This window comes from Brevundimonas balnearis (genome assembly GCF_042434805.1).
Lineage (GTDB): Bacteria > Pseudomonadota > Alphaproteobacteria > Caulobacterales > Caulobacteraceae > Brevundimonas > Brevundimonas balnearis.
Window position 1 is genome coordinate 1 of sequence record NZ_JBHLSW010000013.1, and the last position, 14,250, is coordinate 14,250.

Sequence of the window (14,250 nt, forward strand, 5' to 3'; positions counted from 1 at the left end):
TGGGCGGCGGCGGTTGAGGTCGAGAGTCTAGCACCGTCGCCGCGGGGGGAAGGCGTAGCGCGATCCTTCTCCCCTTGCGGGAGCAGGTAAACCGGAATCGCCCCCCACGCCCCATTGTCTCGAAAAAGCACAAGAAGGACAGGGGTTTGGATGATGCCGGTTCTAAAATTGATCGATGGGGAATCATCGCTGAGTTGGCCCATTTAGGACCGATTGGGACGACTTACGACCACTGTCAGTGGCACAGCCAGTGGCACGGCTGGCCCGGGAGATGCTGCCGAAGCCTCAACCCCAACAGGAGTTGAGCATGAAAATTCGAACCCAAGAGAGCGGCAATCGAGTCCGCCTGACGCGGAAGGTGATTGACACGGCCGTGGCCGAACACGTGCGGGGCAAGCGCCGACGCATCTGGGATACGGAGGTGCGCCGACTGTTTCTGCAGATCACCCCGGGCGGCCACGCCAGCTACTACCTGCGCTACTCCCGCCTCGATGGAGGGGAGAATGACATCGTCCTCTTCAGCGCCGACCTGATTTCTCCAGAGGAGGCCCGTCGTGGCGCCATCGAGCGCCTGCGCGCCCTTCAAGTCGAGGGAACGGACCCTTCGGAAGCGAAGAGGCAGGCGAAGGCTGAAGCCAAACAGCGCAAGGCGGACACGCTCCGGTCGCTCGCCGAACTCTACGACGAAGCGCATCCGTTGTTGACCGAAGGCGACCGAGCGACCCGCGCCTATCTGCTCGACCGGTTCGTGTTCCCCACCCTCGGGGATCGGCCGTTCCGCGAGGTCACCAAGCCGGAGGTGAAGGACCTCGTGCGCGCCGTTCAGGCGCGGATCGTGCAGGACGCGCTTCACCCTTCCTTCAAGGGCTATTCGACTGCAAATCAGATTCAGTCGATCCTGCGCCGCATCTACAACTGGGCCATCAAGGACCGGGAATGGCTGGAGCGGAACCCCGCGTCGTTCGAAGCCCTCTTCCCGACGGATGCGGAGCCGCGGGAGGAGCACTTCAACCCGGACACGTTTGCGAAGGTCTGGCACTGGAACGTGGCCCAAGCCACGGGAAAGGATGAGCGGATCAGCGTGGCCCTGGCGACCATGATCTACCTCGTGACGCTACAGCGACCGATCGACGTGGTGCGCGCGCACCGCAACCATTTCGACATGGACGCCGCGACCTGGATCGTTCCGAAGGAGATGACGAAGAAGCGCAAGAAGCCCTATTTCATTCCCTTGTCCCCCCTGGCGCAGCGGCTGATCCAGACTCAGTTGGACCGGAGCAGCGGGCTCTACCTCTTCCCGTCGTATGGCAAGGGCGAGCACATCTGGCGCGGTTCGCTGACCGGGGCCTTCATGGCCATGCGGAATCAGATGTTCGAGGACGGTGAAATCCCGTCCCGGGAACTGCAACTCTATGATGGGCGACGGTTCGGGCGGACGGTCATCGAAGAAGACCTCGGCTTTCCGGAGCGAGTGGCTGAGCACGTAATCAACCACTACGACGAAAACCGGCCCGGTGTCCGCTACAACGTCCGCGAAATGCGGGCGAAGGTGCGCGCGGCCCAGAACGCCTGGAGCGACGAGATCGCGCGCATGGTGGGGCCCCATGCGTTCAGTCCACTGCAGGATGAACTGGACACCGCGGCTTAGCACAACTGGTCCCTGTCGGCGGTCTGCGCCGCAAGGCGATGGGGACCAAATCTTTTCGAGATTTGCCTAGCCCTTCGGCCTGACTAAAGCTGAAGTCCGACAAGGGGGGCTCTTGCCTGATTCTGGATTCTTCAGCGCTGGCGCACTGTTCAGCAGCGACTACCTCGCCGAGGCGATCAAGGCGACCACCGCCTATCGTCGGGTCGATGTGGTTGAACTTCGCGCGCGCCTAGACCAGATCGCTGCTTCCTTCCCTCAGAACGCCCGCACAAACGAGACCCAGACCGAGGATGACTTCATCTGGCCAGTGCTGGCGGCGTTGGGCTGGACGGAATGGCTACGCCAGCAGAATCTGACCGTCACCGGCCGCGACGACGTGCCCGACGGCCTGCTGTTCGCCGATGCCGACGCGAAGGCCGCCGCCAACGCGCAGGACGACCAGTGGCGCCGCTACGGCCATGGTCTCGCGGTGGTCGAGAGCAAGCGCTGGGCCCGCCCGCTGGACCGGGCGTCTGGCCGCGATGAGACCACCGCGCCATCGACGCAGATGCTGCGCTACCTGCGCCGAATTGACGACACCACCGGCGGCAAGCTGCGCTGGGGCATTCTGACCAATGGCGTGCGCTGGCGCCTCTATTGGGCAGGGGCGCGGTCGATCTCGGAGGAGTTTCTGGAGATCGACCTCGGCCGTATCCTGGCGCTGGACGGCCATGACGACCTGTTCGCCGACGACGAGGCCCGGGATCACTGGCTGCGGGTTTTCGCCGTCATGTTCGGTCGCGAGGCTTTCCTGCGGGACGGCGTCGATCATCGCTCCTTCCACGACCGCGCCCGAGCCGAGGCCGCATTCTACGAGGAGCGGGTCGCCGCCAGTCTGTCGCGCCTGGTGTTCGATCAGGTCTTCCCCGACCTCGCCAGAGCCCTCGCCGACTCGGCGCCCCAAGCCCCTTTGAACGAGGTCCGCGACGCCGCCCTGGTCCTCCTCTACCGGCTGCTGTTTCTGCTCTACGCCGAAGACCGCGACCTCCTCCCGGTCAATGACGGCCGTTACGACGACTACGCCCTGCGCCCGCTCCGGCTCGACATCGGCGAGCGGGTAAGCAACGGCGACACCTTCTCCACTTCGGCGGCAAGGGTGTGGTCGCACGTCTCCGACCTTTCGCGGATCATCGACAAGGGCGACGCCTCGGTCGGCATCCCGCCCTATAACGGCGGTCTGTTCGCCGGCACCGGCACGCCATTGCTGGCCGCCGCGCGCATCCCTGACAGCGTCATGGCCCCGGCGCTTGACGCCCTGTCCTATGAGCGCTCGACGGGCGAGCGGCGCTACATCAACTACCGTGACCTGTCGGTTCAGCAGTTGGGCTCCATCTACGAGCGGCTGCTGGAGTTCGAGATCGTTCGCGAGCCGGGCGAGGTTGGCGACACGGGCTATCTGACGGTCCGGCCCAACCTGTTCGCCCGCAAGAACTCAGGCAGTTACTACACCCCCGACGAACTGGTTGGCCTGATCCTCGACGAGACGCTGGAGCCGTTGATCGCCGAGCGTCGCGAGGCCTTCCGATCGGCCCTCGCCGCGCTGAACCCAAAAGATGGCGAAGACCTCCAGCGCCGAACCTTGCGTGAGGTCGATCCGGCCGAGGCCATCCTGTCACTGCGGGTCTGCGACCCGGCCATGGGTTCAGGGCACTTCCTGGTCAGCTTGGTCGACACCTTGGCCGACCACGTCCTCGACGCCATGGCCGAGGCTGCCGCCTTGGGCGGGGAAGTCGGCTACGTCTCGCCGTTGGCCGACAAGATCGAGGACATCCGCGCAACGATCTTGAAAAACGCCAGGGCCGCGAACTGGACGATCGACGAGGAGCAACTGGACGACCGGCACATCGTCCGCCGCATGGTGCTGAAGCGCTGCGTCTTCGGCGTCGACAAGAACCCGATGGCGGTCGAACTGGCCAAGGTGGCGCTGTGGCTGCACACCTTCACCGTCGGCGCGCCGCTGTCGTTCATCGACCACCACCTGCACGCGGGCGACAGCCTCTTCGGCCTGTGGGTGCGCGACGCCATCGACAAGGCCGGCGCGCTCGGGGGCGAACTTTTCTACAACGAAGCCCTGCGCAACGCCCAGCGGTCCGCCGAGGCGATGAAGACCATCGAGGCGCTGACCGACGTCGAGATCGCCGAGGCCCACCGCTCCGCCGCCATGTATGCCGACGTCGAACTGATGACCGGCGAACTGGACGGGTTTGTCAGCTTCATCCACGCCCTCGACTGGCTAAACCTGAACCGGTCTGAGAAGGGGTTGATCCGACTGTGGCTCGACGGTCGCTTCGGCGATCCCATCCCGATCGCGCGCGGCCGAAAGGTGCCGCAGGGCGGAATGGCCAAGGCGCAAGAAGTCGAGGCCTTCACCGACATCTGGCGCCGCGCCCGCGACCTGATCGCCGAGGAACGGTTCCTGAACTGGCAGATCAGCTTTCCCGGCGTCTGGGACGGGTGGGCCGGCAAGGACCGCAGCGGTGGCTTCGACGCCGTGGTCGGCAATCCACCTTGGGATCGCATCAAGCTGCAACAGGTCGAGTGGTTCGCCGCCCGCCGGCCGGAGATTGCGCTGGCGCAGCGGGCATCGGATCGGACGAAGATGATCGCCGCGCTAAAAAAGGCCGACGACCCGCTTCATGCCGACTTCGAGAAGGCCGAGGAGCGGGCGCTGGACACCGCGCGCATGGCGCGGGCTTCGGGTCATTTTCCCCTGCTCAGCCGGGGCGACATCAACCTCTACAGCCTCTTCGTCGAACGGGCACACGCCTTGGTGAAGCCCTCTGGCATGGTGGGACTGTTGACGCCCAGCGGCATCGCTTCTGACCTGTCGGCCAGCGCATTCTTCCGTGGTATCGCGACAGACGGGCACCTCAAGGCGCTTTACGACTTCGAAAACCGACGGCCAAGCTACGGCTTGGATGCCTTCTTCCCCGATGTCGACAGCCGGCTGAAATTCTGTGCCATGGTCGCCAGCCCCGGTCGAACCTTCGCGGCAGCGCGATGCGGCTTCTTTCTCCAGGCCGCCGACGAGACCCGCGACTCGAACCGCGTCTTTCCGATCACCGCCGCAGACTTCGCCAGGGTGAATCCCAATACGGGGACCGCGCCCGTCTTCCGCTCGCGGCGCGACATGGCGCTGATCACAGCGATCTATCAGCGGCTGCCGGTGCTAGTGAACCGGTCGAGCGGCGAGGCCGTGGCCACCTGGCCGATCCGATACGCCACCATGTTCCACATGACCAACGATAGCCATCAGTTCCGCACCCGCGTCGAACTGGAGGAGCGGGAGGCTGCCTGGGCCGTCGGCGGCAACCGGTTCCGGTCGGCGTCAGGTGAATGGCTGCCGCTTTACGCCGGGCGGATGATCCATCAATTCGACCACCGGGCGGCGTCGGTGACTGTCAACGCCGCCAATCTCCACAACGCTGCCATCAGCGGCGAGGTCACGGCCGAACAAAAAGCTGATCCCGCGTTCGTGCCGGAGCCGCAGTATTGGGTTCCGGAGCAATCGGTGCGCGAGATTACCGCGCAGACTTCCGTGGTCGCCTTCCGCGACATCGCTAGGCCGACCGATGCACGCACGATGATCGCCACCCTCGCTCCGAGGGCTGGCTTCGGAAACAAGGCTCCGTTGATCCTCTCGCGTGATGGTCTGCTCTCGACCAGAGATAGCGCTCTTTTGGTCGCGAACCTCAACGCCCTAGTCTTCGATTTCGTCGCGCGATCCAAGGTTCAAGGTGCGAACCTGAACTGGTTCATCGTCGAACAACTGCCTGTCGTCCCGCCCGCTGCCTACGACCGCGTCTTCGGCTCCAAGACCGCCCGCGACATCGTCCATGAAGCCGTCCTGGAGCTCAGCTACACCGCCCACGACCTTGCCCCTTTCGCTCGCGATCTGGGCCATGTCGACACGGACGGCGAGGCGTTGCCGCCCTTCGTCTGGGACGAGGATCGCCGGCTGATGCTGCGGGCCAAACTGGATGCGCTCTACTTCATCCTCTACGGCGTCTTCGATCCCGCCAACCCGGCCCAGAGCCGCGACGACATCCGCTACATCTACTCGACCTTCCCCATCGTCGAGCGTGAGGAGATCGCCAGATGGGGTGGCTACCGCAGCCGCGACTTGGCGCTGGCTTGGATCAACGCGTTGAAGGCCGGCGAGCCAGACGCGGTGATCGCAGGATGAAGGCGCCCTTCGTAGGCCGGGTTCCGCCCGCCGTGCCCGTGCCGGCCCCGGCAGCCGCGCCGCCGGCGGTGCCCGCACCTGAACCGGCGCCGGCCAAGACCCTCGTCCGTCGGCGCGGCAACAAGCTGGAGCGGTGGGAGATCGCGTTGATCAAGGCCATGATGGCCGACGGCCGCTGGCCGAACGATCAGGACATCCTCGCCTATTTCACACGGCCCACGCGTTCGGTGAACCACCGGGCGATCGCCGAAATCCGCAAGAAATCCAAACATGCGGGCGTGAAGCCATCCACCGCCGACGAACTGGAATCCTTCCTGGCTGCGTGGCCCGATGTGGACGGAGAAACCGGGCTAAGCCTGCAAGGCGACGAGCTGCTGATCAAGGCGCGCGAGGCCATGATCTCGGCTGTGCATACCTTCAACAGCGCCGGTCTGACGTTTCGGGCCGAACTATTTATCGTCACGGCCATAATCGCATGGACCTACCTCCTGCACGCCTGGTTCAAGCGGGAGGGCATCGACTACCGCCACACCAAAACGGAGAAGGGTGAGAAGGTCGTCATCAAGACGCCGAACGGCGCCGACAAATACTGGGAGTTGGCGCAGTGTCTGAAGCACGCCCGCAGCCCGGTCGAGCGGGGTGCCGCCGACAACCTGCTATTCCTGCTCGACCTCCGGCATGAGATCGAGCACCGATCGACCAACCGGATTGATGACGCTGTCAGCGCCAAGCTTCAGGCCTGCTGCATCAACTTCAACGACTTGATCAAGGCGCAGTTCGGGGCGCAATACGCCTTGGAGCGCCGGCTGCCGATCGCCCTCCAGTTCGTGACGTTCAGTCCCGATCAGCGCGCCTTGCTCAAGAAGGCGGGCGGGCTACCCCGACACGTCGAAACGATGATGGAGGGGTTCGAGCAGAAGCTGACGCCCGAGCAGCAGGAAGACCCCCGTTTCGCCTACCGCGTCTTCATGATCCACAAGACCGCGAACCGAGCCCCCGGTGCCGATCTGGCAGTCGAGTTGGTGCCCGCCGGATCAGAGGTCGCAGACAAGATCAACATGGCGCTGAAGGAAGTCGAGAAGCGCAAGTATCTCCCGGCCGAGGTTGTCGCCAAAGTTCGGGCCGAGGGCTGGAACCGGTTCACCATGGATAGCCACACCAGGCTCTGGAAGCGGCTGGCCGCCAAGGACCCTGCGAAGGGCTACGGCGCCATCGCCGTCGGCAAGCAGTGGTGTTGGTATGAGCCCTGGATCAACCGAGTGTTGGAGGAATGCAACGAGCACCCCGAGCGCTATCGCGCGCCGGCGGCCTAGTGGACGTTGAAGCGCTGGCCGGTCTGCGACATCCACGACCGCGCCGCGCCCGCGAAGAAGCCCTCCGTCTCGGCCTCGGCAACGCCGGCCGCACCTAGCCAGAATACGAACGCGGTATTCGCACCCAGCCAGCCGTCGATTTCTGCCCGGATCAGGGCCTCGAACGGACGACTGATAGCCTCCTCCGGCTCGCGCCCGATGAAAAGGGACACCCCCAAGCGCAGGTCGGATTCGGTGACGTCGCCGTGGAGATGGCTGTGGACGGCGCGACTTATACTGTCGACATGGGCCGAACCTAACAACGGCGTGCCGGCTGGTAGGCTGAACACTCCCACATCGCCGCGCTCGTGAATCCGGAACTCGCTGCGCAGGATCGCAGCGAACGCCCCGGGGCCGTTCGGAACCAAGGTGGCGTCGTCTTGTAGGCAGTGGGTATGGAACGAGATGGTGGGGGCGGTGTTGGGGAGGCTCACGTCAGGCCCTCCGGGCCTGACGTGTCGGGCGCGTCTGACGCCGCATGGTGTAGGGCATCCCTTCGAAGGCCTTGTGCTCCTTGCGGATCGTCCTGGCCTCGCGCGTGTTCGCAGCCATTTTCGACGCCATGTAGGTCAGCAGTTCCGACAACTGATAGCGGGGGTCCCGGCCCAGTCCGACGGAGTAGGCCGGCCCTTTGCCACGCAGCCGCCACTTGGAGAGCGTGCCCACCTCTACCCCGAGGTATTTCGCCGCTTCCGCCGGCGGGAGCCACCGGTCATCCAGCGGCGACAGATGGGGCACGTCACGTTCTTGGGCTTGCATGGCTTCCTCCTTGGTTCGTTGCACATCTCCTGTGGGTCAGTGCGAGTTGATACCGTTTCATCAAATCTTAACCGCGTCAGTTAGTCAAGTTATTTTTTCGCTCAGTTCTGTCGTTTGCGTTGTTAACACAGTAGTAAGGTTGGTGCCTGCTTAACGATTACTTGTGCGGCAGGGTGTCCGCCCCTTCGGAAAATCGCCGGAACCGCTGTTCCAGAAAATCCGAGATCACCTGCCACGGATTGCCGGGGTTCGGGTCCCTTGCCGCTTTCTCCCGGACCTCCGCCAGCAGCGCTTCGCGCTCCATGTAGGCGGCGACCGCTCGATACTCGGCTCTGCGGAAGGCCGGCCCTTTCAGGCTCAGCGACTGAATGTCAGCAAGCTTCCGGTTGCCCTTCAGTTTGTTGGCGTGGTCGCTGATAACGCGGACATTTCCGACGACGTAGCCTTGGTCGGGATCGATGCGATCCAGCGAGGGCGAGGCCCGTGAGCGGCTCTGGCCCACTTGAAGGGGAATCCCGAGCACAGGGCATCGGTCCGGAATGGCGATATCTTGCCGGCGAAGGGAGTAAGGGACCCCCTGCCGCCGGGCCCGCTCCCGCGCCCGCTCCAGGATCGTGCGGTGCGGATGGGTTCTCCGGCTGCGTCTCTGGTAGCTGCGCATGTAGGCCGCGTTGCATCGCCCGCAGGACTCGCGTTTGGTTGGCCTGCCGTGGATCGGACAAACAGAGCGGTCCGGGTTAACGTCCTTCATTAGCACCTCCCTCCTCGGGTTATGGTGCTAATTTGCAAATCTGGTGCTATTTGTCAATCATGAATCGCGACATTGAGCAGGCCAACGCCGTCGCTACTGTGACTGGAGCGCAACTGCGCGCCGCGCGCGGCCTGTTAAACATGTCGGTTTCGGACCTGTCCGAACGCACAGGCTTGGCTATCAATACGATCCGCAAGGCCGAGAAGACGAACGGTCCGGCAGAGGTTAGCGGCGCGACCACCAAGCTGCTCGTCACCACTCTTGAGGCGGCCGGCGTGATCTTCATCCCGGCGGATCAGCAGGGGGCCGGCGTGAGGCTGCAGTCGCCAGATCAGGAGCCGTTGCGCCGACGTCGAGACAAGGGAACGGCGTGAGTCGCCTCCAGTTCACGTCACGACCGTCCGCTACGGCCAGCAGCGGCTCCAACAGCAACTTGCTTGCGTGATCGTGAGGTCACGGCCATCCAACAGCGAGTGGGGCTCGGCCCCGGCTGAACCAGCTCTCCGCCAAGCCCCACAGGGCTAGAAGACTGTCAGCCGACCCTAACCGTCGTGGCCGACGAGGTGGCCGTTCGAAGGTGGGCCGGTAAACTGGTGCATAGGAAGGCCCTATCGGGTCCGAGCACTTCTATGACGCGCGCTTGCCAGTGATGGGGGACCCTCATCCGAGCCCCCTGAAGGGCAGCGAACAATGCCTCGGCCAGAGGGCCGGAGTTTCCGCCTTCATAAGGAAGCGTATCGAAGAGCAAGTCGGTCGTTGAGCGAATTTCGAGAGACGGGAACTTCCGCTTCCCGAGGGTTGTCGCCTTACGCTCGTCAATGAAGGCGATCGAGGATAGGCGCGCGGCCAAGGCGAGCGTCGCCGCTTCACCGTCATCGAGCGTGTCTGCCGTGCCTCCAGCTACCAGACCTAGATAAACGTCTTCGTCTTCTAAGGAGATTGGCAGAACGTGAACTTGCCCGGACCGCACTAGGGGGGACAGCTGGCCGAACGCATCGTGACCGTTCGTGCGCCCGCGTTCGAGTTCTCGTAGAGCCACTTCAGCGATTGCAATCGGCGCGTTCAGGGCACCTATAATATCAGTCAATCGCCCCGTCGCGACGAGGTTGATCCAGACGCTCGCATCCGCAATCTGCCCAGATGGCTCAGTGCTGTAGACGGGGGAGGCCATCGCCCACCTCCTCGTCTGCATCATAGGCGTCAATCAGTTCCCGCGCATGGACTCTGTCGATCTTCAATAGGCTTGCAACTTGGCCCTCCGAAAGCAGGCCCCGCTTCCAGGCCTCCGCCGCTAGCAGATGCAGCCGCAGGGAAACGGGACGTTCGGCGTCGCGGCCGCGAGGGTCAAATTCGGGCCCGTGTCCTAGGACTTGGTAAGCCTGTTCATTGGTGATGCCGCCAGTGCGGTCGAACCAGTCCCAAGTCCCGCTGGGAACAAGCTGTATGTCCTCAAGACGTCGGACTAGCGCTTCTCGCGAGACGCCGAACGCGTGCGCCAAGACAATCACGTGGCGCCGCGTCAGCTTGGCCGCACCCGCCGTAACGTCACGGAACATTACTTTGAGTGTCCGCGCGGGCGTCAGAAACGCTCGCGCGAAGGCGTTGGCGTAGCGCTCTTCACGGGTCTGCTCCGGCGGCCCCTCGTAGAGACTGTCCGGTGCTCTGCGCGTCGAAATATAGTGGCCCAGTTCATGGGCCGCCGTCTGAGCGCGCCGTTCTCTTGGATGGGCTGCGTTCAGCAGTATGCAGGGACCGGTAGCACCATCGTATGCGTAAAGACCGGCTATCTTGGACTCGAGGCGGCGGACGAAAACCCGAGCGCCTAATTGCAACTCAAGGATTGAGACCACGTCATGGATCGGTGCGTCGCCGATTCCTAACCACTGACGAAGTTCAAAGGCGTCTTCCTCTGCCTGGGCGAGCACGTTGCCCGGCAAGAGCGGTCGCTCAGGAGGCTCATTGCGGACACGCACGATGCCCAGGAGATCCTCCAACTCGATCTCCGACTTCACTAGGTCGGTCAACAGGGCCGCTGCGGGCTCCACCAAACCGTCGGTATTCTGTCCCCGCCTGAATCTAGGACGAAGGTCAACGCGGGCGGACTCACGGCGCAACAGGGCATTCAAGGTCGTGCCGTATAGAGCCGCCAAGGTCTGTAATTCGTCTACGCGAGGCCGGCGGCCACCCTGCTCAATGGCCACCAGGGTCGTGCGCGCGGCACCGATCGCAACGGCGGCCTGTGCCTGGGTGACCTTGGCGGCGTCTCGGGCGAGCCTGAGACGTTCACCCAGCATCACTGGATCGATTGCGAAAGGAGCGTCAGTCATGCAGCCACGCTGGCGGCATACCGACCAAGGAAAGAGTGCTCGCCTTGGGCGGTGACATACCGGCGCCATTCTTCTGCATGCCGGCCCAGCAGGGCCCGCACATGATCCAGAACAGCATCTTCGTCCTCGCCCAAAGCGTCCGCCGTCAGGCGCGCTACGCGCCGCACGAGCCGGGGTTGGGACGAAGGCGAAGCGAGGGCCGCAAGATTGTCCATATGCAAGACGCCAGCGATCCCGTGCTCCCTCAGAGCCGCCGTGTGTCGCTGGAAGGAAGTAGCAGCGCCAGAGCCGAAATCTGCCACAGCGAGATTTTCCCACACGTAGGTGTCGCGCGGCTCCTCGATCCCCGCCGTGAACATGCTTAGCCGACGCAGCATGCAGGCGGCACAAACGCCACATTGACGGCGAACCCCGTCAACCGAGACGTGTTGGGCGCTTTGCCAGCAAGAGCGAGTTCGCTTGAAGTCGGGTGGTCTTGCCAGTTTCATGGCGGCGGCCAAGGTCTCGCCCTTGGTGTGCCATATGCGCGGATATTCATAATGGATAGTGTGGTCAGTCAGGGCGCTGAACAGGCTTTCCATTTTTCGGCTGAAGGCGGGGTGGACCCGGTAGTCGGGATAGGCATGGGCCGTTCGCACCAGCACGGGTCCAAGCGCGCCTTGACCGCTTTCGGTAACAACGATGCGGGAAATGTTGGACATCGCTGCCGCTATCGCGGTCACCACCGCAAACTTGAACCCCCGGGACCTGGCCGACGACTCTGGGCTTGCCGGTGGCGACACCCGATAGGGGACGCGCGCGAACGGTTGGCGATCCTTGTTGACCGCCTTGCTGTCCACACCGCCGGAGCCCAGCCGAACCCGCACCAGTTCGCCCTGCTTGGCTTCGAGCGTAAGAGCGTGGACCGCCAACGAATCGAGGCCTTCGCTGTAAGGCATGATCAGCGCTCCAGCCGCTGGCAAGGGCAGCGTCACCTGCCGGGGCTCCGGCTCGGGGCGCTTTCGAGCTGCGAAATGGAACCGCCAAACGTCGCCAGTTAGAAAGCACAGGGCGTCTTCAAGGGACGTCAGAACCTCCTTCTTCCGCCACAGAGCAACGTCGTGCACGGCGATGCGGACGTCGAAGGTCCTTGCCCATCCCTGGGCAGGTCGTCGTTTGACTCTGTCGCAAAACTCTACGGCCGCCGCGACCACGAGGAGATCGTAAAGTCGCTCATCCCAGCGCGCAAAAAAGAACGCCTCTAGGTCCCGAGTGTCGAGATGAAGGTGCTGCCCCAACAACGCGGCCTTGGCACCAGGTCGGGGGGCGGTGCCGGCTTCGATCACATCGACGGTCAGCGGGACATCGGATGCCCGATAAGCGGAAACTCCGGTCATGGGAGCGCCGGCCCATCATCGAGCCCAGACCGATCAGGGACGGCAGGGATCGCGGTTCTCAAAGTTCCAGACGCAAGACCGGCCGCCAGGGCAGACACGCCCTCTCGCGCGTGTGCGAGCGCGTCCAACAGCCTTTTGCCGACTTGCGCGGCGCGGGCGTCGGGCACTCGGCGAAGGTAGTGTTCCACAACCGCGTGGATCGCTGCGTGGCCCCGGTCCTCTAGAGTCGCTTGGGCCCCCGCGACAAGCGCGCCGAGACCCGTCCTACCATCTCGAAGCGCATCACTGACCGCATCGACCAAGTCGGCCTCCATGGCAGACACTGCCGTCGACCGCAAAGCAGCAACCCGCTCCCGCGAGTCGTCGATCAGAACTGCCTGTTCCGGCGACAGGATTCCTCGGAGGCGGCGGATAAGCGCCTCCGTAATCTCACCCCGTGCGTCCGCTGCGAGGGCCGGCGCGATCCGCTCCGCAACCTCGTCGAACCCGTGCGCGCCGCAATCGGCGATCTCGCACACCTGCTTCCAAGCCCTTCTCAAGGGCAAACTCCTGTGGGGACCGTCGCTCATGAGCGCCTCCGCATGTCAGCCATACTGGGAGACGAAGCTGACATTGTCAATCACAATCTCAGCGGTATCTGACATCCTCACGCGCTGCTCGGCAGCCCAACGGTTGCGCCAAACTAGTGGGGTTTAAAACACACGGCCGAGATGCTATTAACGTGTGTCGTAACCCACACCTATGGAGCCGAAATGGAGCACCTTGTTTATCCGGCGATGCTGAGACCGATGAACGGCGGCAGCTATCACGCGACCTTCCCAGACCTTCCTGGATGTGCAGCTGAAGGCGAAGACATCGAGAGCGCCATCACGAACGCCGGCCAGGCTCTCTACGAGCATCTCCAGGCACTCGCGGAGAACGGCGAGGCGATTCCGGTCCCGCGCGACCTCAGCAATACCCTGGGAGCGGCCCGTCTGCCGGACGTCATCTGGGTTGCCATCGGCACAGCCGACCCACACGGGGCCGAACGGGTCAACGTTTACCTGCCGAAGTCGCTACTGAATGAGATCGAGCACTTCGGGTCCCGGAGCGGGGTCGATAATCGCTCAACTTTCTTCCGTTTGGCCGCCCGCCACTACATGGCGTCGGAGGGAGCAGTGCGTGCCAGTGCTGGATTGACAGAGGGGCAAGGGCGGAATCTCACAACCTCGGATCACTGGTTTCGATATTGGCTGCCCTACTGCTACCATAAGCTGGAGCATAGCCGGAATAAGCACGTATGGCTGCCGCTAAACCGGAACTATAAACCTCTAGGTATCACATCCCGTGATCACGTCGACTATCACAACTACATCAACCAAGCTGTTGCGTTTGCTTCCGACCCCGCTACTTGGCGCGGAATCTGGGTGGATCGTCAATCTGCAGAGAACGGGAAACTCTATCTATACACCGACGGGCCGCGATATCGCGTCGACTATTTTGCTCGACTTGCTCGTGTCATGGCGCACCCCCAGCGCCTTGTGACGAAGCCCTCGCGCTGACGACCAATCCTAGCCATCGGGGCGGGAAAATGCTAAGTTCTCCTTGGCCTTTCTCGTTGCCCGCGCGGCGACACCCGTTTCAGTGGCACCCGCGGTGGCACAGGTGGCGGTGTCTATGCAGGGTTCGCGCAAGGGCTTGTCCAAGCGAGGTTTTTGCACCCCCTCCCGACCTAGATTTCCTATTGTTCGAGAAGGAAGAGGAAGGGGTTGGCGGACAAGAAAAGGCCCTCCGGATCGCTCCGGAGGGCCTTTTGTTTCAGATCATCGCGTC

Annotated in this window: 12 protein-coding genes; 5 read left to right on the plus strand and 7 right to left on the minus strand. The window is 63.5% G+C overall.

Going from position 1 to position 14,250, the window contains the following annotated elements; all coding sequences use genetic code 11:
• Positions 1 to 307 precede the first annotated feature (307 nt).
• The 3 genes from ACFFGE_RS12495 to ACFFGE_RS12505 all read left to right on the plus strand — a co-directional run bounded on the left by ACFFGE_RS12495 (position 308) and on the right by ACFFGE_RS12505 (position 7,186).
• Positions 308 to 1,648 (plus strand): tyrosine-type recombinase/integrase, encoded by a 1,341-nt coding sequence (locus tag ACFFGE_RS12495; RefSeq protein WP_376836751.1) that lies wholly within the window; start codon positions 308 to 310, stop codon positions 1,646 to 1,648.
• A gap of 112 nt (positions 1,649 to 1,760) precedes the next feature.
• Positions 1,761 to 5,873 carry an Eco57I restriction-modification methylase domain-containing protein gene (locus ACFFGE_RS12500; RefSeq protein ID WP_376836752.1) on the plus strand — a complete coding sequence of 1,371 codons (4,113 nt, stop codon included), beginning with the start codon at positions 1,761 to 1,763 and terminating at the stop codon, positions 5,871 to 5,873.
• Positions 5,870 to 7,186, plus strand: a complete 1,317-nt coding sequence (locus ACFFGE_RS12505; protein WP_376836753.1) for a DUF3644 domain-containing protein — start codon at positions 5,870 to 5,872, stop codon at positions 7,184 to 7,186. Before ACFFGE_RS12500 ends, ACFFGE_RS12505 begins: the two co-directional genes overlap by 4 nt.
• On the opposite strand, the gene ACFFGE_RS12510 is transcribed toward ACFFGE_RS12505, so the two are convergent.
• The 3 genes from ACFFGE_RS12510 to ACFFGE_RS12520 all read right to left on the minus strand — a co-directional run bounded on the left by ACFFGE_RS12510 (position 7,183) and on the right by ACFFGE_RS12520 (position 8,735).
• Positions 7,183 to 7,659, minus strand: a complete 477-nt coding sequence (locus ACFFGE_RS12510; protein WP_376836754.1) for a hypothetical protein — start codon at positions 7,657 to 7,659, stop codon at positions 7,183 to 7,185. The two genes, ACFFGE_RS12505 and ACFFGE_RS12510, sit on opposite strands and share 4 nt — an antisense overlap.
• Position 7,660: 1 nt before the next feature.
• Positions 7,661 to 7,984 (minus strand): helix-turn-helix domain-containing protein, encoded by a 324-nt coding sequence (locus ACFFGE_RS12515; protein WP_376836755.1) that lies wholly within the window; start codon positions 7,982 to 7,984, stop codon positions 7,661 to 7,663.
• A gap of 157 nt (positions 7,985 to 8,141) precedes the next feature.
• The gene (locus tag ACFFGE_RS12520) at positions 8,142 to 8,735 is read right to left on the minus strand and encodes a hypothetical protein (RefSeq protein ID WP_376836756.1); all 594 of its coding nucleotides are present in this window, start codon (positions 8,733 to 8,735) and stop codon (positions 8,142 to 8,144) included.
• 59 nt (positions 8,736 to 8,794) lie between these two features.
• On the opposite strand from ACFFGE_RS12520, the gene ACFFGE_RS12525 reads away from it, so the two are divergent.
• On the plus strand, positions 8,795 to 9,109 hold the full coding sequence (locus tag ACFFGE_RS12525) for a helix-turn-helix domain-containing protein (protein WP_376836757.1): 315 nt from the start codon (positions 8,795 to 8,797) through the stop codon (positions 9,107 to 9,109).
• 158 nt (positions 9,110 to 9,267) lie between these two features.
• On the opposite strand, the gene ACFFGE_RS13925 is transcribed toward ACFFGE_RS12525, so the two are convergent.
• From ACFFGE_RS13925 to ACFFGE_RS12540, 4 genes are read right to left on the minus strand one after another with little or no spacing between them, the layout of a single operon-like run.
• On the minus strand, positions 9,268 to 9,930 hold the full coding sequence (locus tag ACFFGE_RS13925; protein WP_512700092.1) for a PIN domain-containing protein: 663 nt from the start codon (positions 9,928 to 9,930) through the stop codon (positions 9,268 to 9,270).
• Entirely contained in the window at positions 9,881 to 11,062 is a 1,182-nt protein-coding gene (locus ACFFGE_RS12530; protein WP_376836758.1) for a helix-turn-helix domain-containing protein, read from the minus strand. Before ACFFGE_RS12530 ends, ACFFGE_RS13925 begins: the two co-directional genes overlap by 50 nt.
• Positions 11,059 to 12,438 (minus strand): 7-cyano-7-deazaguanine synthase, encoded by a 1,380-nt coding sequence (locus ACFFGE_RS12535; protein ID WP_376836759.1) that lies wholly within the window; start codon positions 12,436 to 12,438, stop codon positions 11,059 to 11,061. Before ACFFGE_RS12535 ends, ACFFGE_RS12530 begins: the two co-directional genes overlap by 4 nt.
• Positions 12,435 to 13,007: a hypothetical protein gene (locus ACFFGE_RS12540; protein ID WP_376836760.1), complete on the minus strand. Its 573-nt coding sequence runs from the start codon at positions 13,005 to 13,007 to the stop codon at positions 12,435 to 12,437. The genes ACFFGE_RS12535 and ACFFGE_RS12540 overlap by 4 nt, the downstream gene beginning before the upstream one ends.
• A gap of 183 nt (positions 13,008 to 13,190) precedes the next feature.
• Between ACFFGE_RS12540 and ACFFGE_RS12545 the strand changes: the two genes are divergently transcribed.
• The gene (locus ACFFGE_RS12545; protein ID WP_376836761.1) at positions 13,191 to 13,979 is read left to right on the plus strand and encodes a type II toxin-antitoxin system HicB family antitoxin; all 789 of its coding nucleotides are present in this window, start codon (positions 13,191 to 13,193) and stop codon (positions 13,977 to 13,979) included.
• Positions 13,980 to 14,250 lie beyond the last annotated feature (271 nt).